Below are 21223 nucleotides of genomic sequence, written 5' to 3'. Positions count from 1 at the left end.
AGGCAACTTTATCTAAGTTTGTGCTAACCATTAACGTTTCATGCCATGATTACGGAATATCTAAGCAGTGTCAAAAAACAATTCGAATACTACAAGCTGTTGGGTGAACGTACGTTTGATCAATTGCCGGATGAAGCCCTTTCTTCGCAATACAACGCCATGTCGAATAGCATTACCACCATTGTGAAGCACCTATGGGGCAATATGCGATCACGTTGGACGGATTTCCTAACCACCGATGGGGAAAAACCCTGGCGTGAACGGGATGCAGAGTTTGACAACGACATCAACGACCGGACGGAAATGCTGGCTAAATAGCATGACGGATGGCAGTGCTTATTCGAAGGACTAATTGGGCGTCTTTAACAAAAATTAACGCAACATTGGAATTAATCTTCATGGTTTTTTTATAGAACAATCGCATCTTTGCATGAAGCTACACGCATTATGACGCACACCGTTCCTTCCAATAAAAAGAGAACCTATGCCTTGATTACCGGGGCTAGCCAAGGGTTAGGCAAAGCCTTCGCCTTGGAGCTGGCCAAAAGACAAGTCAGCACCATTTTGGTCAGCTTACCCGGCGAGGGATTGGGTTTTGTGGCGACGAAGGTGGAAGAACTGGGTCAAGAAGCACATATCTACGAGACGGATCTTACGCAAAAGGAGAACATTGCGGCATTAGCTACTTGGGTAAACCAGCATTTTGAGTTATACATACTCATCAATAATGCCGGATGCGGAGGTACACTGCGTTTCCAGGAAGCCTCTGTGGATTACCTCGACCGCATCATCCAACTTAACATCAAGGCCACCGCTTTACTTACGCACCAACTGTTGCCCAATCTGATGCAACGCGAAAAGGCATATGTACTCAATGTGGGAAGTGTGGCCGCATACAGCCCCATCGGCTACAAAACTGTCTATCCTGCATCAAAAGCATTTATACACAACCTTACACGCGGACTTTATCAAGAGTTTGCGGATACCAATGTGTTTTTCAGCGTAGTCAACCCCGGGCCGATGATGACCAACGGGGATTCCTCCGAACGGTTGCTGAAACAAGGTTTCTTCGCCAAGATGGGCTTGCTCCCTCCTGAACGGGTAGCTGAAATTGCGCTCAGGCAGCTCTTCAAGCGTGATACCCTCATCATGCTCAATTGGGTGAACAAGCTGACTTGGATGGTCATGAAATTCCTGCCTGTATATATCCGGCTTCCATTGCTGACCCGGGCCATTAAAAAAGAAATCGAACGCACATGAACGTACTGGTCACTGGCGCAAATGGTTTATTGGCCACGAATACCATCATCAACCTGCTGGCTCGTGGCTATCGGGTAAAAGGTCTTCTACGGGATACCAAAAAATTCCTATTGCCCCTTCATGAAAACCTCGAATTGGTACTTGGTGACATCACGGATCACAATGCTTTGGAACTGGCTATTGAAAATTGTGATTATATCATTCATTGCGCCGCCACTACCGACCAAAACCTATTGCGCTATGATGACTACCACCGTATCAATGTGGTGGGTACCGAGAACATCATCCGGGCTGCCTTAAAACGCGGGGTTAAAAAGATCGTTTACGTGAGCACCGCCAATACATTTGGCTATGGCTCGATACAGGCGTTGGGTAATGAAACCATGCCCGCAAAAGCTCCCTTCAAAAGCGCGTGGTACGCAAAAAGCAAACAAGAAGGACAAAACAGGATGCTAGCCATTAAGCATCAAATCGAGGTCACCGTAGTTAATCCCACATTCATGATAGGCCCTTACGATGGCAAACCCAGCTCCGGTACCATCATCTTTATGGGCTACCGTAAAAAAATCATCTTCCATCCCCCGGGAGGCAAAAATTTCATACATGTGGCCGATGCCGCCAATGGGGTGGTGAATGCCCTTATGAATGGTAAAAACGGTGAAGCTTACCTATTGGCGGGCGAAAACCTGAGTTATCGGCAATTTTTCCGGAAACTAGCTGCGCAAACCAATGGAACCCCCGTTCTCATCGCCTTGCCTAAACCACTTTTAGTGACCATGGGCTATATCGGCGATCTCATCAGGACAATGGGATTCAAGACCGCCTTGTCATCCACCAATATGAAAATATTGTGTGTCAAAAATTACTATTCCAACGATAAAGCACAAAAAGAGCTGGGCATCACATTCCAGCCTATTGACAAGGGCATCAGCAGTGCCATTCAATGGTTCAAGGAGCATAAGATGCTGTAGAAAACATATCCAACTGCGCTGCTGTTTCGTCAATTTCTTCTGCGACCTGCCAGCCAATCCTTAAAATCATTTACACGTTCCCGGCTTACGATATGTGTGTCTCCATCATCCGGTGCCAGTTTGATTTCGAGCCTACTATTTGCATAAGTAGTTATTTTGGCTATCGCATCAATGTGAATAATTGCCTTTCGGTTTATCCTGAAGAATGAAGCCTTATCGAGCAGTTGTTCCGTCTGGTCAAGCGTGTAGTCAAATGGTGTCCGATTACCGGTATGGCTTGTGGCCCATACGATTCCATGCGCAATTTGGATATATGCGATGTCTCGCGCATGCACATAAACCAACTGGTTATTCAGTTTACCAACGAAACGCACATCCTTGCGCATGAAGTAAGCTTCCATCACACGCTCAAGTTGATGATGTTGCCGTGCTGGATTCTGGAATTGTTCGAATTTCTTTAAGGCATCTTGCAGTTCGAGCAAATCAATGGGTTTCATGAGGTAATCCACACTGAACAATTTAAAAGCCTTCAGCGCAAAACTATCATAAGCCGTAATAAAAATGATTGGGATGCGGCTCTCCACCTGATCAAATAGCTCAAAACAATCTCCGTCAGCGAGTTTGATATCCATAAAAACCAAATCCGCCCCATCACCATGCTTCCCAAACCATTCGATGCCATCAGCTACGGATCCCAACGTCTGTACCGATGTCAGTTTGATGGGGCATTTGCCCAATAGGTGTATCAGCCTTTCGGCGTTATCCTTCTCGTCTTCAAAAATGAGGATGTCCATGTTTCAAGAATGTTGGAAGTTTCACCATAAATTGCCCGGCTTCTTGCAGCACCGTTATGCCAGCGCTCCCATTGAGTTCATACCTTTTACGGATGTTATCCAGTCCGGTACCCGTAGAGTCGGGCACGGAGGCACGTTTATCCAGATTATTGGATACTATCAGGAAGCCCTCCTCAAAACGGATGCGGATATGGAGTGGTTTGGCCACAGAAAAGCAGTTGTGTTTAATGGCATTCTCGATAAGCATCTGTAGAGAGGCCGGCGGCACCATACGTTTTTGCTGGATTTCTTCTGGTATATCCAAGTCAAAGATGATGCTGTTTTGATGCCTGACCTGGATAAGGAAACTATAGGATTTCAAAAAATCGAGCTCGGAGGCAATGGTGATGAGATTTTCCATCTTCTTGTCCAGAATATACCGGTAGCATTGGGCCAAGCGCGTGATGTAGGTAGCAGACAGATCAGGGTTTTTGTAAACAAGGTTCGTCAACACACTCAATGAATTGAAGAAGAAATGGGGCTCTATCTGGTTCATCAGTGTCTCATACCGGGCTTGGATATTTTCCCGCATCAAGCGCTCAGTCTTTATTTGGTATTCATTCCATTGCCGGTAATAGAAGATGATACCGTTGAAGGCCAGGATAAGCAGGTAAAATAGAAATATACCAATATTTAGTTCATAACTCAACCTCTTGAAGCTATCCCAAGCCTCGTAACGGCCAAACAAGATGATATCGCTCCCCGCATAGGTAAATCCAAAGAAGAATGCAGCCAATAGGCCATAGAGAAAAAGTGAGCCAACGAGTTTCCACAGCCGTACCGTGGCGAACTGCCCTTTTGTATGGCGCTCTATCAACCCTGTCAAACCAATCGCCCCTATCCAAACCAGGTATCCATAGGCAACGAATACCGTGCTGAACACCGCAGAGCGGACGGGCTGTGTACCGAAGCCTTCCACAAACGTAAGGTCAAAGGATTTGAACAACACGCTGAATAGGAACAATACAGTTATACGGAATAAAAATCGGAATATCCGGCTTTCAAAGATGTTTCCTGAACGTTGAAAATTCATTGTTTTCCCTGTAGCACCTATGCCTTGGTATATCGGGCAGCCGGTGGGCCTATCTGACAAATGTACCTATATACCAACAAAATTCAATAGCCTAGGCGGGAAAGCTTACCAAGCTACGGTGGTTATGCTATTTTTTGGCCTTGCACCCAATTTAGCATCCGGCAGGTAACCGGAATTCATCATGAAATGCCTCAAGTCCGGAAATTCGAAGCGTTTGCAAATGAATTGCTGTATAGTAGTCCGATCACCTAGCGGCAATTGGTTTGAAACATTTTTCAGGATCAGTACCAGCAATAGCTTGTTTATCTCGTCGATCTCGTCTGTTACAAGGTAATCAAATAAGGAACTCATCAGCCCGTAGAGTGCCAATAATTCAAAAAGATCTACTTTGACGGTGCAGCGTGTCGATGGTTTTCCATGAACGCGGCGAAACCATTGGTTTAATTGTTCTTCCATGTCAGCTATTACCCCAAATGAAGCTTGATTAGCAAAGCCACTTTCATGAAGGAATTTCGATATCTTTTCCAAGGAACGCCTGAGACCCTCCATGTCATCCATATTCCCTGACACCCATATATCGGCATCGTTTTCAGCAATGGTTCCTTTCAGCATAATTCCAGTTTTATACGTCTTTTAATCCCCTGAAGGCTAAAATACCACCATTCCTATCGCCCAGCCAAACAAGATTGGGCGAATCGTCAATAAAGTTGGGTGAATTGTTGAATCGGGAAAGCGAATCGTTAGCCATGATAATACGGGCTTCTGTCGTAGCGAAAACAAAGATTTGGATCAAACGGTAAGCATACTATGAACCACAATATATTGAGCAAAAAAATCCAGGGAAGTAGTGCTTACTACATATAAATTTAAAATATGGTTTGTCTTACGGCGTATCCTTGAAAATCTTTAATAAATCCGCTTCAAATTCGGGCGACAACTGGTAGTCAACTGCGAAAAACTTCAATTCATCGAAAAGCTTAAGGTAGGTGTTCCTGTCATACCTGATGCGATAGCGTGCGATATCCTGGGTAAACAGCCGTTTCATGCCATTAAGGCCTCTCGTGCCGATGATCCCAGCTGCGTCGATGGCTAGGTTTTCGCCCACCGTCCGTTCGAGGTAATGTTGGTTGAGCGGTTCATCCAGATCGATGAATCCGTGCTGGTTCCTGAAGAGTCTTTCTTCATCGAATGCATAGCTCTGGAGTTTGTACGTATGGGTTTTCGTGTTGAACTTGATGTGTATGGTTTCCACCTGCTCCACGGGTATGTAATCGTATCCATTGAACAGATTTTTAACCACGATATTGCTGTCCGTCACCTGTTGCAGTACACCCTTTATCCTGCCAGTCTTCATTTTTACCACTGTGTTATAAGCCGTTACCATCCGGTCGGTCGCCTGCATATGCTTTTGGGCCAGAGCCATGTGGCTGCATAGCAGCGTTATGAACAATAAGATGTTGGTTTTCAAGATGGTGGTTTTTAATATAACGAGTTCGGGTTAGTTAGATACTTAGCCTTCAATCGTTCGTACAGGGAATGGGGATGGAACTTTTCTTCCAAATCCACACCAGCACTCCTTAATTTATTGTTGTAAAAATGGACTGCATAAGTCAAATCCGAAAACTCAATGTAAGCATTTTGAAATAGAATTTCCGAAGTGGACACGGAAATTGGCGTAAATACATTGGGGTCGCACACATACTCCTCCAATTTATTTTCACTTATTTTTATTGACAATAGCTGTGCTCCTATTTCAAACCAGTTCGTTACTGCTAACGGTCCTTTTTTATATATAATTTCAAGACAATCTTTTATAACTTTTGAACCTACAGGTACTTTGATATTGCCAATTTGAATCACACAATTATTTATCCCGGACAACTCTGTCGCAAAAACATAGTCGTCGTCCGAATCAAAGGGTTTTAAGCAGATCGAGTCCATATCTGACCACCACCCGCCATATTTATACAGCAACTCAAACCGAAACCAATCGGAAAAAATAGCGTAGGAGCCGTATTTATCTTTGAAAATTTTCTCTTTGCTTAATATTTCATTGGCATCTTTTAGAATAGCACCTTCCGGCAAATCGAATTGATTATAGGCGTAAAGATGGAATTCATGACCATGAAAAAGATAAGATTTCATGCAAAGCAAACATAATGGAGTTAACTTTTCGCCTATCCAAAGGCCTTGTATTATTTTATTTGAAACCATTTTTAAGGAATTTATCATATCCAACTATCAAGATACCCCAACAATTCAGCTTCCCTTTTTTCGCTAAAACATTCCTATTAAATCGGTCTTTCTATTCCTGATGCACCGCTCCGCTTCAATTTGCAAACTTCTTCCCGAAACTGACATATGGTCATTATTCTGGTGCTGTCTATAACAATAGACGACATTGGGTATGAAATTTATGTTTTCAAAACCAGCGACTTCCATTAATGGTATCATTATGCCCATATCACTTGAAGCCATGAAAAATGATCCATCGCCTAGTTTAAAATGCTTTCCTTCCGTATCCTGTTCTTGAAGTGCTTTAAATAACTTATATTTAAACGTTTTGAGGTGGGATCCTTTCCAGGAAGCACTTCTTACATCCCGGAACTCCTCCTCTGTATAAGCGGAGCAGTGTCCAATCGTTCCATAGTTCGTTATATACTGCCCATAGGTAAGTAAGTTATTACCCTGATACCTCTCATTCACCAACTGGAATGCGTATTCCCCGAATATATAGTCATCCCCATCCAAAAGTAGAACGATATCTTCGTCGTCGATGGGTATATCTAAGAGCGCCCTATAGATGTTTTCCATAGGCCCCATTCTCCTATGATTCCTAATTTTATGAATGTGATTGAATTCCTCCACAATCAAATCCAGAGTTCCGTCAGTCGACTGGTCATCAAGAAGAAATACTTCATACGAGGAATATTCCTGATCAAGTAGTGAATTCACGCAATCAATGAGATATTCTCCCACATTTCTAAATGGCACCAATACCATTATTTTGTTCACTTTCAAATCCATTTTGAGAGATGATTTCTTGTTTTACTTTAGTTAACGCTGAAGCTATAACCTGATCCATATCATAATACTTGTATTCCGCGAGCCTGCCTCCAAATATTAAATTGGGAATGCGATTCATCATAACCCTATATGCATCGGCTAACTGGTTGTTCCGGGCGTCATTTATGGGGTAGAATGGTTCTGACCCTCTTGTGAATGCCCTTGGGTATTCGCGAGAAACAACAGTGTACGGTTGTTTGCCAAATTCAAAATGCTTATGCTCTATAATCCGAGTATACGGGATTTCGAATTCTGTGAAATTCACTACGGCGTTTCCCTGATAGTCGTAGCAATCCAAATTTTCATGCTCAAAGGCTAGACTTCGATACTCCAATCGGCCAATTTCGTAGCCAAAGAAGGCATCTAAGGGCCCGGTATAGACAACTTTACAAGCCAATAAATCCAATGCAACCTTGTCTTTAAGGTAATCTACGTTGACCTTCGTATCCACACCTTTAAGGAGTGCATCTGTAAGTTTATTGTAACCTCCGATGGGAATTCCTTGATAACGATCGTCAAAATAATTGTTATCATAAGTGAACCGCAATGGTATCCGTTTAATCAGGAAAGCGGGTAACTCGCGTGCCTCCCTTCCCCATTGCTTTTCAGTGTAACCTTTAATAAACCGATGATATATATCGCTGCCAACAACGGATAAAGCGTATTCCTCCAAGTTCTTTGGAAATTTAGTAGAATATTCACGGACTTGTTCCCTGATTTTCAGTCGTGCTTTTTCCGGTGTCGTTACTCCCCACAACTGGTTGAATGTGTTCATGTTAAAAGGTAAACTAAACACCTTATTCTTGTAACGCGCCAAAGGACAATTTGTATACCGATTGAAAGGTACGAATGAATTTACATATGCCCAGATACGCTCACTACTTGTGTGGAATACATGAGCACCAAATTCATGCACCTTAATCCCCCCTTCGTCCCGACAGTAAGTATTACCTCCCAAATGACCCCTCTTATCAATCACTAGGCATTTGAATCCCGCCTGATGAAGTTCGTGTGCAAATACACACCCAAATAAACCTGCCCCAACTATTAAATAGTCATATACTCGCCGCTTTTCCATTTTATTTTCTTGCATAATAACTGCTGTGCGTAAACAGTGCTTAAGACATGTATGCTGAAATTACGTCAGCTTTCCCTAACGGTCCGTCTCAATATCTACTCTTAGTATGGGGAAATGAAACTTTCCGTATCTGTGCGAATAAGGATAAACAATGATTTCCTTTCGCCAGGTTTCGAAAATATCGTCAAGACACACAGCCGGATTTGCAGGCATATATAGCGCGACACCCCCAATAAGGTGTCTTGAAGCGGAAAGAAATTTTCCTTCGGATATTTAAGTCCATAGTTGAATACAATGTCGTTCATCACACATCGATAGTTTCTATTAGTCATCCCTGTTGCCATTTTTTCTAAGCCTAACAGTTTACCCCCTAAACTGTGCTCCATTTTGTGCAATAGCCACGGGTCAACTGAAATCTTATTATCATCAAAGGCTCTCATCTTGCTCTTTTAATATTTTTTTCAAAGGCAGAAAGATACGTTCCAATAACCGTATGTTTTCGGTTATGATATCCGCTACACCAACTTGTTCGCCATCCAACGGAAGCAGTTTCCCATAATTGGTTTTCATTCCGTTGATTAACGTCAGTTCTAAAACATAGAATCCCTCAGCAGTTGCGGAATTTGAGATGGATATGACTTTTCCCTTCAGGTATCCAAACTCTTGATCCGGAAAGTTATCGACACGTATGTTTGCTAACTGACCTATTTTCACCTTTCCTGCACCTTGGGCAGGAAGCAGGGCCTTACCCCTGACCGTGTTGTTCTCAGCAGGGGCAATACTAAATATTGTCTCCCCGCTAGTAACATTTTGGTTTTTGCTCCAGGGGCCCATTAGGTACACTTTGCCCTTTACGGGGCTCGACAATAAAAAATTCTGTTCCCAACTACGAATCTGGGCATTCAGTTCATTTAATGCCGTTTGGAACGCAATCAAATAGGTGCTTTCTCTATCAAAGGCTTCTCGCTCCAAATCAAGCAGATTCTCACTACTTTTAGAAATCTGGAGTTCTTGTTGCTTTAGCGACGAATGAAAATTAGAGTGTGTGCGCCCTTCTTGAATGTAGACTTGTTTCGACAAATCAAATTCATTGTCGGAAATTACCCGTTTTAAATGCAAAATGGAATCTCTCTCAAAGATAGCCTTTGATGTTTTGTAGCTCTCTCCGGTTAATGGAATTTGATTTAGCATTTCTGAATATGCCTCCTCTTGTAAAACCAGCTGTTGCCTTTGGTAGGTAATTTTTCGTTTATAATAATTGAGTTGGTCAAAATTTTTATAATCATTTATGGCTTTTACGAACGCATTAAAAGCAGGTTGTATAACCCCTAATCCATAGGATTCTCCTGTTACTAAATTGTAAGCGCCAGTTGGATCCGTAGCTGAAGACTCCATTTCCTTTAATACTGTTGCAAGCCGGAGCATGTCACTTGTAGTTGCAGGGTTTTGAATGACGGCCAATGGCTCCCCTTCTTCAATAAGCTGGTTATTGATGACGAAAATTTCATCAAGTTTTCCTGTAGAACGTGCTATAACATTGGCTGGAGGATCATCAGGAGTTATTACTATCTGCGATTGGACAGTATCTGGATATTTAAAGAGATAACTCCCCATCAATAGCATCATCACTATAAATGAGAACAAGATTATCCCCCAACGAACAATCCATGACGGTGTTTGTCCCATCACTTCCTGCACCTCCTCACTTTTCATTTCCAAACTTATCTCCATATCGCCTTTTTCCATGTCGGACATCATTTAATTGATAAGTCTAGTTTCCCAATTCCAACTGGTTTCTAACCAGTTCGTAATATTTCCCGCTCAATGCAACCAGTTCTTCGTGGGTTCCTTCTTCTTCTACTTTTCCTTTATGCAATACCACGATATTATCCGCATTTCGTACAGTACTTAGTCTATGGGCCACTATGACAACCGTCCTCCCCTCATAGAATTTTTTCAAATGCGACATGATCTTTAGTTCATTATTTGCATCTAATGAATTGGTGGCTTCATCAAAAAACAAAAACTCCGGATTTTTGTAAACCGCACGGGCGATTAAAATCCGCTGTCGCTGCCCCTGGCTAATTCCATTCCCTTCCATACCGATCTTCGTTTGGTAGCCTAAGGGCAACAAACTGATAAATTCACTAATATTTGCTACTGTAACAGCATGTTGCAATCTTTCTGGATCAATTGAATCACTTCCAACAGCGATGTTTTCAACGATGGTATCTGAGAATATAAATCCATCTTGCATGACAGAGCCTGATTTACTGCGCCAAAGACGGGGATTAATCATGTTTATTGGGGTTTCCCCAACCTTTATAAACCCCTTAAGGGGTTCATAGAAGCCCAATAAAAGCTTAACCAGTGTCGTTTTCCCACTTCCACTGACACCGACTATGGCAGTGACCTTGTTTTGGGGTATCTTTAAATTGACGTTTTGCAACACATAATTCCTATCCGCGCCATCATAGCTGAATGAGACATTCTCGATGGTAATATCCCTGTTGTCAGGCAAATAGGATAACTTACTCTCCATATGCTCTTCATCATCTTGTTTTCCATGGATTTCATTCAACCTTTCCAAACTGATTTTAGCATCCTGGAAACTCTGTACAAAACCAATCAACGAACTGATTGGAGCGTTGAGCTGCCCGATTATATAGGTCATGGACATCATCATTCCCAACGTCATGTCTCCCTCGACCACTGATTTTGCGGCGATATATGAGATGACAATATTGGTTGTCTGGCTGAAGAGTATTGAACCTAGCTGTTGGAATTGGCCAAGTTTCAGGCCTTTGATATTGATTTTAAACAGTTTGACCTGTATCCGTTCCCATTGCCAGCGTTTCTTTTTTTCATAATTATTCAGCTTGATTTCTTGCATTGCTGTAACCATTTGAACAATCTTGCTTTGTTCATCGGTTGCCTGAGCGAAGCGCTTAAAATCCAATTCCCTCCTGTATTTTAGGAATAATAATATCCATATAACATACAATGTATTTCCAAGAAGGAATATTCCCAGAATAGAAAGCTTATAATACGCCAATACAATAGCGAAGATGAAGAAATTAACAAAGGAGAAAAGTGTCCCTATTGAATTTCCTGTCAGAAACGTTTCTATCCTCCTATGGTCTCCTATCCGCTGCATGATATCTCCAACCATCTTGGTGTCAAAGTACCGAAGTGGAAGTTTCATGAGCTTTGCCAAAAAATCCGAAATCAAAGCGATATTGATACGGGAATTCATGTGCAAGACAATCCAACTGCGGATAAACTCGACAGACAGTTGTGAAAGGGAGATAATGAGTTGGGAAACCAAAACCAGTGTAATGAATTGCAAGTCGCCATTGCCAATACCTATGTCCACCAATGACTGTGTAAGGAAAGGGAACAGCAACTGAAGGACGCTGACAACAGCCATTCCCAGAAACAGCTGGATGATTTCCTTTTTATATGGGGCGAGATAGTTTAAAAAAAACGACAGTTTACGATTGCCCTTACCTTTGTTATCATCCTTTTCATAAAACTCGGGGGACGGTCGCAAAAGCAAAGCTGCTCCCTTCTTCTCACTGAGATCTTTGACCGCATACCAATGTTTCAGAAATTCTTGTTCTTCGTATTTTATCAGCCCGAAAGCCGGATCTGCAATATGTACTATATAGCCGCCTGATTTCCCTTTTCTTCTAATCCGATAACAAACAACAAAATGGTTTTGTTCCCAATGCAGTATGCACGGTAGCGAGACATCATTTTTCAGTTGTTCGAAAGAAATGACAACGCCGTCCGTCCTGAATCCGATATGCTCGGCGGCGTCACTTATCCCCAACATCGAAACACCTTCCCTGGTAATAAATGAAAGGCTCCTTAACTGCTCCAATGAATATAATTTACCATAGTATTTCGCAACCATACGCAAACACGTGGGGCCACAGTCCATTTGGTCATGTTGGATATAGTGGGGAAAACTACGTATCATCAGTGTTGCGTGTTGTACTTCTCCCTAGCCAAAGCACTCTTGTAAAATCGACTAAGGAAGTCATATATAATCAATTCATAAGTACGGTTTTTGGATTTAAAAATCCTGTTCATCATCATATGTATATAGCTTGACAATGGGGGCTCTATATTCCTCCGGCTGGATAATTGATTGATTGCTGTAATGACGTCTTTTAGCTGAGTGGACTTGAAAGAAAGGATTTTATCAAGTTTTTTTGATACGCCGCTTTTGTTTGTTTGGATCATCATCTCCTCGATTTGTTTGTCGTATTTCCGATAAAGTATATTAAATTGCCGGGACTTGGATTCGTGGAAACCGAACTCCATTTTAAAAGATGAATCCATCTGGTGCAACAACCCGTACTTTTCCTTATAACCGTACCCGAAGTCACTTAAAAAGCAATCGACCATTTTCATAGCCACAAGCCACCTAAAGTTTTCGTCGTTTTGGGAGTTCACGATTTTGAGAACCTCCAACATATGCCTGCTATCTACATGGAATTGACTTTCGCTTAAATCTATCAAATGCCCATTGTATCTCTCAAGCTCTCGTTTGTAGGTATCCAATTGAATATTCCAAACTAAACTAGCTTCAATTAAGTGTTTGAAGTTGTTATAGAAAAGCGCTAATACCCGACCTCCGTAATCCGGGCTGCTGAGCAATATTCTGACACGCAAGTGAAAGTCCGGGTCTGAATACCTAATAAAGAACCACTTTTCAATGAGATCTTCCGCCTCCAATTCTTGAACAATTTTTCTTATTTCTGTGGTTAATATCTTATCTGCGGTATTACTTCCGGTATATACCTTTACGTACATCCACTCACTGCCTGGGATGAAGGTCCTTTGGATTCTTTTACTCATTGTTTATTTCTATGGAACGCCACAATACATTCATTTATATAGTGACCGTCACCGTCGCTCACGACGAGACTGTCGGTCTCGAAAATAAATTCCTTTAAAATGAATTGGGCTCGGTTCTTTACTGTCGAAAAGAAAGAGCGTATGCTCAAGCTGCTTTCAAAATCAACAAATAGTTCGTTGTCCCCATCACTCAATAATGCATACTGAGGGATATTTCGTCTGAGCCGCCAACTTCCAACTTTACTTACTAAATCCCCATCGTCCAAATTAAAAACATCTTGCAATTCGTTTCTGGAAACGGTCCATGAGGCCAACGATAGGATAGAATTCCCGAATTTCACCCTAGGCAGGAAGCTAACGTTGTTAGCAGTATCCCCCCAACGGAATTCAAATCCCCCGCTTGTTTCTTGGTTCTGTAAATCACATAGAAAGCGGTATACTGGCAGGGTATCATTGTGATAGTTGAGTGCGGTTGTTAGTTGAGGGTATACCCATTTATTAAGACTTTTGGATCGAAGCATAAGCTTCCCAAACTTATAAGAAAGCATCAGGTCTGTCACTGGAATCTTATTGGATTCGGGCAAATCCGAGTCCGATAAATAAACGATTTCGTAGTTCCTGATATGAGGTCTGGCTAGTATGTTGCCCATACGTGAATTGGGCAGATGTACCAATTCCGCTAACACACCATTACCGTCTACTAACAAAGCATCCTCCTTTTCCATTAACTCGGCGATAAAGCCATTGATATCTTCGTTGAGATGAGCAAACCGGGTAAATAGTTTCGCGGACCCTCCACCAACGGCCTTCACATTTACTAACAGCTCCGCATTTCTATCTTTCACAACCTGAAATATCACATAAATTGTGGATGGTAAATTCTGATAGCTTGCCGCAATACCTTTTAAGTCATTTTCGCCCAGTAAAACTTCGTCTCTTCCAGTATCTTCCTTAAGATACTTTGACATGACCAAAGCGTTAAGGCCTAATGCTTGGTTTTGCCTTCCATCTTTTCTGGGTATCACCAGGCTTTCTATGATCGCCGGTGATACATCTGCAATACCCCTGGATACCGGGTAACCTATCCCTACATCCGGATCCAAGGCGATCGACAAAGGCACCTCGGCTTCTTCGTAACGTTCATAAAAGGCCATCTTGAAATCCCTCAATAATACGTTGCCCTGGTGTTGATGCGTTTTCGCAAAGAGTGAGAGGACAGATTGTAGTTCATCAACAATATGCTTTCCCAATTCTGCTTCCCGGTGCTCACGGAACACATCGACTTGAAATAAGCGGCTTTCATCGTAAGCAAGGGGGATTTTTTCTATATCATTTATGACACGTCTATATTTATTCACGTTCCCAAGGCCAAGCTCGTCGATATGTCTTAAATGTGCGTTAATTGACTTGAGTGTATCGAGAATAGCAAGCCCATCTCCCTTCAAACTCATTCGTCCCACTATTGCCAATAACCTATCAAAATAGAAAGCTCCTGTAGTAGAGACATTCAACTCACTGATCAGGATTTGGGATTCAATGATGTCTTCGATAAAGTCCTTGGCATCGGCATTTGGGATTGACTGGGAACGAAGAAAGTTCAATAGCCCATCGATAGTTGCCCCTCTTTTTGCCTGATTCAAAATATCCAATAGAAGTTTAGAGGACTGTACCGACGTGATGCTATGTCTAATTTTCTCCGAGACATGGCTAAATTCGATATACCTTAAACGATCTGACATCCGATACGCCGTATTATTTGGATAATATCGTAGTTGGTGCCTAATCTCAGGCCGCCGACTTAACAACTCCGCAAGAACATAAAGATATTGGGTATCAAGCCGTGTGTGCCTACTCAACTTATTACCCAATAGAAACGATGTGTCGGGGCCTATCTCTCCAATTGAACAAGTTGCCAACGTGCCGAATGGGGTACATCTAGTAGCCATCCTGGCAACATACTTCATCAACGATGAACGTATACGACTCTCTTTTTCCGGTTCTTTGACAGTGCCGGCTTGGAGTTTTTGCCATTCACCAAATAAAACAGGAGAAGATAAATAAATACCCTCCTCTATCTCTCCACGCTTCTCGTTCACGAAGTTTTCCTCAGGACGCAGCAAAGTTTTAGTCAGAAATTCAAATGGAAGCACGGGAACCCTGAAAAGAAATCGATTAAAGGGTTTATATATGTCAGTCATACTTAAATATTACTTTTCCAAGTCGTGGAACTTGATGGAACGTCTTCTGAAAGAAATGCAATAGATTCGATTTATCCCATACGGAATCGATACGGATGTCAAATATTCCTGCTTCAAAGTCCTTTAGCGCCATGTCCAAATCACTAGTAGTTCCCAAGCAATTACCAATTATGGAAATATTCTGAGAAATACTTGTCCCCAAGAACATTCCGAAATCCAACTGCTGTTTATTTTGATTTTCGAATTTGCCGTTCTGTGCATATAAACCGCACGTTATATATTTTCCTCCATTTTTTATATGTCCAAAAACTGGATATAAGTATAAATCGAAAAAGGGATCTATCACGGCGTCAAACCCTCCAAAGCTAGATGTTAAAAGTGCGGTCTCCCTACTCTCCAATGATGATTTAGTTATACACTCGTTTACCCCCAATTCCTTCAGTTTATCGAAATTAGCATCAGACGTCGAACAGGCATAAATATTGACATTATACTTACGCAAAGCGGAAATCACAGCTAATGATGTATTGGACGTTGCTGCAGTGACCAAAATGCTTTGTCCGAATTTCAAGTCCAGTTTCCTCAGCATACTGTATACGGTTTGCCCCGCAATGGTAAAGGCAGCGGCGACTTCGTCCGACATCGTGTCTGGGATTTTTTTCAAATAGGCCTGACTAAGCATCTGAAAACGCTGTGACGCACAATTCGTGGGTAGCCCACCAAAAGTCCCATCAGCCTTAAGAGGGTATGCCCCGTCGGGAATGACCCGATCGCCGATCCTTAGGTGCTTGACCTCGTTTCCTATTTCGACTACTTTTCCAACGAATTCAGAACCTACCGGATAATAGTACAGATTGCCTGACACACTTTGGTTTCTGCATTTATCGTTGGAATGAATCACTATCGATTTGTCCCGATAGTTGCAGGAAAAAGCATTGATTTCTACTACAACACCATCTTCAGGCACTTTCTCAAATGATTGATCCACATCCAATAATGCGATTGGGATAACACTATCGCACATTTCGAACTCAATGTAATCCAAACATCTTTCGTTCTTTTTAAAATTTGAACTGCATACTGCTACTGTTTCCATATTGTATTTTAAAATAAGAGAATGTTGTCCCAATCATCTGCTATCTGCCTATGAATGGTAAGCGAAACGATATACATGCCGGGAAATCCATTAAATAGCGAGAAATTTGACGTAATATCTTTTTCAAGTTTTGAATTCTTTTGTTCATGAGGCATATAAAAGTTTGACTTCAATTCATGCTCCCAATAATTGAATGCACTCTCGTATAATTCATGTCCAGTCATTTTCCAAAGTTTATAATAGAAGTAGGTTATCACCGGCAGTCCATGGCATAGGGTGAGATTGCCATCCATATAGTCTCGTCTTTTTGCCGTTCTAGCTGATAGGAAATCCAGAATTTTCTGGCACTTGGAATCACAAATGCCTAAGTGTGTAGCTTCAGTGAGGATATACAACACAGGTAAGTCACCATAACACCAGGCGAGCGTACTGTCCCGTTCAATATCGCCCACCAAGCTTGGAACCTGAAACACGTTGCCCATTTCGTTATCACAGTAAGTCAAAAGCCTGTCCATGAAGGATGTTATTAATCCATCCACGTCGCGGCCCGTTCTCTTCTTGATTTGCAATAGCAACAGGATAATCCCGCTAACCCCATGGGGCACTCCCAAATTGAGAATGCGGACCGATTGGCCATCAGGTGTCGTTTCATCCCTAGGAGAAAAAAAGTAGTCAATTGACTGTTGATGAATTTTATCTAAAAAAGTGGTGACCAATTCATCGGTTCGTACATCAACTTTCCTTTTACTGTTAAGAAAATAGTTTAAAATACCCGATGCTCCATGGAAGTAGTCGAAATTCCCGCTTTCGAGTATCTCCTTGAAGTTATGCCTCAAGATACTCTCAGTATTTTCAAACCAAGGCTCAATGCTTTCGTCGGTAATCCCGATTCTTTGTATTTGCCTAATACCCCACGCTAAACCCGCCAAACCGTAACCGAGGGTACAATTTGAGTTGTGCTTCCCGATTAAGTGTTTTAGCAGTTTACCGCAAAAATCCAAACTTTCTTTACGTTTGTAAAGACGGTATTCGTATGCCAAACTCAGCATATATCCTACTTCGCCAGCAACTACGCCGTAATGTGGTGTCGTACTACCGTTGAAGAAAGACAGATGTTTTTGGGGATTTGCCAATAGCATATCTTCATTTATTGTTGCCGACTAACATTAGAAGTCCTTTTTTTCATAATAAAATGCAATACGAAAATACAGGAGCAAAAGATTACTAAACTAATAACCCCTTTGGTAAGCGTGTTTATCTCCAAATATTTATTAATATCCTCAATACTAGCTCTTTTGCTAAATACAGCGTATCTCATCGCAAAGCCGATAAAGTTCACGAAACAATGTATTATTATACAATATATGAGATTACTGGTGCGAAAAAACAGCCAGCCCATAAATAGTCCAAATACAAAGGGCAGGACTATTGATATGTGTCCTATACCGAAAAGCAGAGAAGATAGTAGAATAGCAACTGTTGGGGAGTAACGCTTTAATAACCCGGCAAGAATGACACCTCTGAAAATCAACTCCTCAAAGACGGGCCCAAGTAAACACATTGCAATGAAAGTAAACACATTTGTTCTTTGGGTAATTAAATCCACTACATAATCTTCCAGATAGGTTTCATCGAAATAAGAAATATCAGACATCGGCAGAAATAGGATAAATATCGCACATAAAGTCCCGCACAATAGAACTATGCCATTAGGCACTTTAAGTTTAAACTGCGCCTTGTCGATTTTACCAAGTTTAGTCATGTAGGATAAAAAGATGAGCAATAGGATTAATTTAAACACCTCCGATAATAAATTTATCAGCGTTTCGTTTTCAACGAATGAAAATAGTTTGCTTGCGAAAAAATGACTAACAAATATCATGACAAGCAATAAAATTGATTGCATAATATTTGGGAAGGCGTATGTGGAATCTTTCATCTTTTATCTGTTAAAAATGTGCCATGAGAGTTATCACTCTCAGGCACATTTAATCAAATTTACTATGGTTCAATACACCCGGGAGTTGTTCCATACATTTCCGAGTACTTTGGGTCTGTTGTACAACCAACCCAGAGTGTGTTATCTTTCATCCAAGATTCAACGACACTAGTAGTGTAGTCAAGAGATTTGCCGGCTGAGTAATGAGTTATAAATCTAGATATTGCGGAAATCGATCCTCCCTTCAGTTCGCTCATACCCTGTTCATTAAGATTTACAATTTTCTCCTTGTCTAAGGATAGTTTTTTAAGCTTTTTCATGTTTAAAAAGTTTAAATGAGAACAATTTACTACTTGTTAAAAAATGGATAAGTACCTTACTTACCGCTTTCGATTTGATATTCGACCATTTTTTCGACTGGTCTTTTACATTTACCTTACCTTTTCCATAAGCATTTTCTTTTGTTAAACAATCTGTGAATTAAATAACTTAGCATGGTAAACTTCACTGTAAAACTCTTCACCTACAGTTTTAGTATTATATCGGTCTTCAAAGGTTTGTCTAGCATTTAACGCAAAATAATCCCGTTTTGGATTGTCATTCAGTAATTTAAGGATGGCTTCTGTCAGTCTATCAATCAGTACTTGTGTATCAGAAAGGGAAAAATCTTCATCCTGCGCTGGTAACTTGTATCCATTGAAATCATTATCAATCATATCCGAGATACCTGTTGCGTCAAAGCCTATTACTGGAAGGCCATGCATGAACATTTCAATAACAACATAACTGCATTGCTCATTCAATGAGGGCTGTAACCCAATATCGGCCATGCTGTACAAGTCGTATAAAAGGTCTTTTTCCACCCTGCCCATGAAAATCATCTTGCCACAAAAGGAAGTGCACATCTTCATGAATTCGTCATAATTTCCCCCTCCTGCTATTATCAACCGCATATTTGGATAGCGGTCGACAGCTTTTCCGAAGGCTCGCAGCAATACATGCAGCCCTTTCGAAGACTGCAATCTACCGGCGTACAACAATACTTTCTCCGATCTGCCAATGCCAATTTGAGCTTTCAGTCTTTCAATTTCCTTACGAGACTTGAATGCTGCGCGGTCGCTAAGGGTGTTCGGTAGCAGGATAATTTTTGATGCAGGAATATCATATTCTACTGAAAGCAATTTGTATGTATATGACGATAGGACAATAACGGAATCAACTTGTTGAGAGATATTCTCCAAGCTCACATAGTCGTAATGCACTAATTGTTTAATCCTATCATCCGCTGAGGTCTCTTCATTAGCTATAATTTTTCTAAAAGCTTCCAAATTACCATCTATAAGCGAAACCCACCTTATATAATGGACAGTGAAGATGATGCGGGAGGACGGAGCCAACTTCCGCAGAAAAGGTATCAGTGAAACATGTTGGTTATAGTTCAAATGGAAAGTATTATGTTCAATAGGACTAATGTATTCAGACAACAGGCAGCTTACCGACAAGCTGTATTTCTGCATTTTATCATTCTCAAATAAGCTTATGACGGGAATATTGAATGGCCACGGTATGTTTATCTCTCTCAGGCGCTTTTCCTTATCATATGAAACAGAAAATTCCGATCCATCAGATTGCAGTGTGACAATGGTTAGGTTAATTCCCTCTCTACCACAAAAGTGATTCGACAGCTCGTTGATATAGGTAGTGATACCATAATCCCTCGAATAATTGTATGTGTTAAAAAGATAAATATGCATCACCTTGCCATTATTTCGTGTAAAACAGCGCCAGCACACCCATGGTCCAACCCTAGTGGTAGGTTCAAAAATTCGATTTGCTCTTCTTTATTTGGAAAATCCATTTCGCTAAATGGTGATGGAGGCATTTTTAACTTCACCTTTTTTGCTGCCATCTCCATTTCCTTTAGATAATCAGGATTGAAGGGGTGATTAGTTTCCTGCTTAATTGAAAGGGCGATTCGGTCCCGTACATACATTTGGATACCTTGAAGTCCAGTACGAATTGATGAGTCCTTTACCCGCATAGGTGACCTCTCCATTATGACCTCGTCAATTTGACTTAGCACCTCTTCCGGATCTCCCTCAACGAAATCACTGCTAATCAAATAACATAACCCCCAAGCAATTCCACAAAGACCGTTCTCCAAATTGATAGGCATTTGATTGTCAATATCATCGTATATCTGTTGAACCAACTCGTCCCCAAATTCTTCATATATTGAGTTCCTCATATATCTTGAGTAATGGTAAAAGAGAATAGCAACCCCTGTCTTCCCATGGAACAGTCCTACGTTATCCATAAAGGAACCTTGTAACAGCAAATGGTTTACTATACGTTGGTTTATATCTAAATTCACTTTCATCACAATTTCAATCTGTTTGGAACGCAAAACACATAGCCAACCAAAATAAATAGATGTCATAAATAACCTACCCCACCTTTATACATTTCAGGGATATCCAGAATTACACTGAAATCCAACGCAAGTGGCGTATTTTTATCAAAAACCCGGATTGCGCCATTCCGGCTTTTGATCTCACCAGTATGTCAACTATCCTTTTACCTCTATACGGCACGTTTGGAAAAATTACCCCATGAGAATGGATTTTATTTTTCAATCTTTTGGTTTATATTTCAGATGATGGTGCAATCCGATTTTCCAAAACAATTGTCCTTGTAACCCAAACCCATTCATTCCTTCACGATTTATCATGAAACAAAGGAAAATAAAAATTTTATCGTTTCTTCCCACCTAATTTGTGGGAAATACTACCCCAATTTAGGTGGGAAGATCTTACGTAAAAGTGTACCACATGGAATCAAACTTTTGGGGGGTTTACGGAAAAACGGGGCTACCCAACC

General features: G+C 41.3%; 22 protein-coding genes. 3 read left to right on the top strand and 19 right to left on the bottom strand.

Annotated features, from left to right (window positions below; translation table 11 throughout):
- Nucleotides 1-45: 45 nt before the first annotated feature.
- The 3 genes from NF543_RS12810 (at nt 46) to NF543_RS12800 (ending at nt 2231) form a co-directional block, all read left to right on the top strand.
- Nucleotides 46-318, top strand: coding sequence for a DUF1572 family protein (locus tag NF543_RS12810; protein ID WP_257668529.1), 273 nt, complete (start codon nt 46-48; stop codon nt 316-318).
- Between the two features lie 129 nt (nt 319-447).
- The gene (locus NF543_RS12805) at nt 448-1260 is read left to right on the top strand and encodes an SDR family NAD(P)-dependent oxidoreductase (protein ID WP_257668528.1); all 813 of its coding nucleotides are present in this window, start codon (nt 448-450) and stop codon (nt 1258-1260) included.
- A complete protein-coding gene (locus NF543_RS12800) occupies nt 1257-2231 on the top strand; it encodes an NAD-dependent epimerase/dehydratase family protein (protein WP_257668527.1) in 975 nt (324 codons plus the stop codon). The genes NF543_RS12805 and NF543_RS12800 overlap by 4 nt, the downstream gene beginning before the upstream one ends.
- 29 nt (nt 2232-2260) lie before the next feature.
- Here NF543_RS12800 and NF543_RS12795 read toward each other — a convergent pair whose 3' ends face one another.
- From NF543_RS12795 to NF543_RS12705, 19 genes are all read right to left on the bottom strand, one after another.
- A complete protein-coding gene (locus NF543_RS12795; protein ID WP_257668526.1) occupies nt 2261-3025 on the bottom strand; it encodes a LytR/AlgR family response regulator transcription factor in 765 nt (254 codons plus the stop codon).
- Complete coding sequence (locus tag NF543_RS12790) at nt 3006-4097, bottom strand: sensor histidine kinase (RefSeq protein ID WP_257668525.1); 1092 nt, start codon at nt 4095-4097, stop codon at nt 3006-3008. The genes NF543_RS12795 and NF543_RS12790 overlap by 20 nt, the downstream gene beginning before the upstream one ends.
- A 105-nt stretch (nt 4098-4202) precedes the next feature.
- Nucleotides 4203-4709 carry a hypothetical protein gene (locus NF543_RS12785; RefSeq protein ID WP_257668524.1) on the bottom strand — a complete coding sequence of 169 codons (507 nt, stop codon included), beginning with the start codon at nt 4707-4709 and terminating at the stop codon, nt 4203-4205.
- Nucleotides 4710-4719: 10 nt separating this feature from the next.
- Nucleotides 4720-4845, bottom strand: a complete 126-nt coding sequence (locus NF543_RS12780) for a hypothetical protein (protein WP_257668523.1) — start codon at nt 4843-4845, stop codon at nt 4720-4722.
- Nucleotides 4846-4980: 135 nt separating this feature from the next.
- Nucleotides 4981-5565, bottom strand: a complete 585-nt coding sequence (locus NF543_RS12775; protein ID WP_257957485.1) for a hypothetical protein — start codon at nt 5563-5565, stop codon at nt 4981-4983.
- 11 nt (nt 5566-5576) lie between these two features.
- A complete protein-coding gene (locus NF543_RS12770) occupies nt 5577-6311 on the bottom strand; it encodes a glycosyltransferase (RefSeq protein ID WP_257668521.1) in 735 nt (244 codons plus the stop codon).
- Between the two features lie 63 nt (nt 6312-6374).
- A complete protein-coding gene (locus NF543_RS12765; RefSeq protein WP_257668520.1) occupies nt 6375-7112 on the bottom strand; it encodes a glycosyltransferase family 2 protein in 738 nt (245 codons plus the stop codon).
- Complete coding sequence (gene glf / locus NF543_RS12760) at nt 7081-8256, bottom strand: UDP-galactopyranose mutase (protein WP_257668519.1); 1176 nt, start codon at nt 8254-8256, stop codon at nt 7081-7083. The genes NF543_RS12765 and glf overlap by 32 nt, the downstream gene beginning before the upstream one ends.
- 86 nt (nt 8257-8342) lie before the next feature.
- On the bottom strand, nt 8343-8546 hold the full coding sequence (locus NF543_RS12755; RefSeq protein ID WP_257668518.1) for a hypothetical protein: 204 nt from the start codon (nt 8544-8546) through the stop codon (nt 8343-8345).
- Nucleotides 8547-8667: 121 nt separating this feature from the next.
- Nucleotides 8668-9987: an HlyD family secretion protein gene (locus tag NF543_RS12750; RefSeq protein ID WP_257668517.1), complete on the bottom strand. Its 1320-nt coding sequence runs from the start codon at nt 9985-9987 to the stop codon at nt 8668-8670.
- A 25-nt stretch (nt 9988-10012) separates the two neighbouring features.
- Nucleotides 10013-12226, bottom strand: a complete 2214-nt coding sequence (locus NF543_RS12745) for a peptidase domain-containing ABC transporter (protein WP_257668516.1) — start codon at nt 12224-12226, stop codon at nt 10013-10015.
- The gene (locus tag NF543_RS12740) at nt 12226-13110 is read right to left on the bottom strand and encodes a thiopeptide-type bacteriocin biosynthesis protein (protein WP_257668515.1); all 885 of its coding nucleotides are present in this window, start codon (nt 13108-13110) and stop codon (nt 12226-12228) included. The genes NF543_RS12745 and NF543_RS12740 overlap by 1 nt, the downstream gene beginning before the upstream one ends.
- Nucleotides 13107-15308, bottom strand: coding sequence for a lantibiotic dehydratase family protein (locus NF543_RS12735; protein ID WP_257668514.1), 2202 nt, complete (start codon nt 15306-15308; stop codon nt 13107-13109). The genes NF543_RS12740 and NF543_RS12735 overlap by 4 nt, the downstream gene beginning before the upstream one ends.
- Nucleotides 15301-16404: an MDR/zinc-dependent alcohol dehydrogenase-like family protein gene (locus NF543_RS12730; RefSeq protein WP_257668513.1), complete on the bottom strand. Its 1104-nt coding sequence runs from the start codon at nt 16402-16404 to the stop codon at nt 15301-15303. Before NF543_RS12730 ends, NF543_RS12735 begins: the two co-directional genes overlap by 8 nt.
- 8 nt (nt 16405-16412) lie before the next feature.
- Entirely contained in the window at nt 16413-17543 is a 1131-nt protein-coding gene (locus NF543_RS12725; protein WP_257668512.1) for a lanthionine synthetase LanC family protein, read from the bottom strand.
- A gap of 8 nt (nt 17544-17551) precedes the next feature.
- Entirely contained in the window at nt 17552-18343 is a 792-nt protein-coding gene (locus NF543_RS12720; protein ID WP_257668511.1) for a CPBP family intramembrane glutamic endopeptidase, read from the bottom strand.
- 62 nt (nt 18344-18405) lie between these two features.
- Nucleotides 18406-18663, bottom strand: coding sequence for a class I lanthipeptide (locus tag NF543_RS12715; protein WP_257668510.1), 258 nt, complete (start codon nt 18661-18663; stop codon nt 18406-18408).
- A 144-nt stretch (nt 18664-18807) separates the two neighbouring features.
- Complete coding sequence (locus NF543_RS12710; RefSeq protein WP_257668509.1) at nt 18808-20097, bottom strand: glycosyltransferase; 1290 nt, start codon at nt 20095-20097, stop codon at nt 18808-18810.
- The gene (locus tag NF543_RS12705; RefSeq protein WP_257957483.1) at nt 20097-20783 is read right to left on the bottom strand and encodes a lanthionine synthetase LanC family protein; all 687 of its coding nucleotides are present in this window, start codon (nt 20781-20783) and stop codon (nt 20097-20099) included. Before NF543_RS12705 ends, NF543_RS12710 begins: the two co-directional genes overlap by 1 nt.
- Between the last annotated feature and the right edge of the window lie 440 nt (nt 20784-21223).

Origin of the sequence: Parapedobacter tibetensis, assembly GCF_024704835.1 — a bacterium.
GTDB lineage: Bacteria > Bacteroidota > Bacteroidia > Sphingobacteriales > Sphingobacteriaceae > Parapedobacter > Parapedobacter tibetensis.
Note: the sequence above shows the minus strand (reverse complement) of the source record. Positions and strands in the feature narration are given on the sequence as shown.

Coding starts and splice junctions, on each gene's coding strand:
- NF543_RS12805 (WP_257668528.1), top strand. CDS start 448: ATGACGCACACCGTTCCTTCCAATAAAAAGAGAACCTATGCCTTGATT.
- NF543_RS12730 (WP_257668513.1), bottom strand. CDS start 16,404: ATGGAAACAGTAGCAGTATGCAGTTCAAATTTTAAAAAGAACGAAAGA.
- NF543_RS12740 (WP_257668515.1), bottom strand. CDS start 13,110: ATGAGTAAAAGAATCCAAAGGACCTTCATCCCAGGCAGTGAGTGGATG.
- NF543_RS12785 (WP_257668524.1), bottom strand. CDS start 4,709: ATGCTGAAAGGAACCATTGCTGAAAACGATGCCGATATATGGGTGTCA.
- NF543_RS12710 (WP_257668509.1), bottom strand. CDS start 20,097: ATGCATATTTATCTTTTTAACACATACAATTATTCGAGGGATTATGGT.
- NF543_RS12800 (WP_257668527.1), top strand. CDS start 1,257: ATGAACGTACTGGTCACTGGCGCAAATGGTTTATTGGCCACGAATACC.
- glf (WP_257668519.1), bottom strand. CDS start 8,256: ATGCAAGAAAATAAAATGGAAAAGCGGCGAGTATATGACTATTTAATA.
- NF543_RS12770 (WP_257668521.1), bottom strand. CDS start 6,311: ATGGTTTCAAATAAAATAATACAAGGCCTTTGGATAGGCGAAAAGTTA.
- NF543_RS12705 (WP_257957483.1), bottom strand. CDS start 20,783: ATGACATCTATTTATTTTGGTTGGCTATGTGTTTTGCGTTCCAAACAG.
- NF543_RS12780 (WP_257668523.1), bottom strand. CDS start 4,845: ATGGCTAACGATTCGCTTTCCCGATTCAACAATTCACCCAACTTTATT.
- NF543_RS12745 (WP_257668516.1), bottom strand. CDS start 12,226: ATGATACGTAGTTTTCCCCACTATATCCAACATGACCAAATGGACTGT.
- NF543_RS12720 (WP_257668511.1), bottom strand. CDS start 18,343: ATGAAAGATTCCACATACGCCTTCCCAAATATTATGCAATCAATTTTA.
- NF543_RS12735 (WP_257668514.1), bottom strand. CDS start 15,308: ATGACTGACATATATAAACCCTTTAATCGATTTCTTTTCAGGGTTCCC.
- NF543_RS12810 (WP_257668529.1), top strand. CDS start 46: ATGATTACGGAATATCTAAGCAGTGTCAAAAAACAATTCGAATACTAC.
- NF543_RS12715 (WP_257668510.1), bottom strand. CDS start 18,663: ATGAAAAAGCTTAAAAAACTATCCTTAGACAAGGAGAAAATTGTAAAT.
- NF543_RS12725 (WP_257668512.1), bottom strand. CDS start 17,543: ATGCTATTGGCAAATCCCCAAAAACATCTGTCTTTCTTCAACGGTAGT.
- NF543_RS12750 (WP_257668517.1), bottom strand. CDS start 9,987: ATGGAAAAAGGCGATATGGAGATAAGTTTGGAAATGAAAAGTGAGGAG.
- NF543_RS12795 (WP_257668526.1), bottom strand. CDS start 3,025: ATGGACATCCTCATTTTTGAAGACGAGAAGGATAACGCCGAAAGGCTG.
- NF543_RS12755 (WP_257668518.1), bottom strand. CDS start 8,546: ATGAACGACATTGTATTCAACTATGGACTTAAATATCCGAAGGAAAAT.
- NF543_RS12790 (WP_257668525.1), bottom strand. CDS start 4,097: ATGAATTTTCAACGTTCAGGAAACATCTTTGAAAGCCGGATATTCCGA.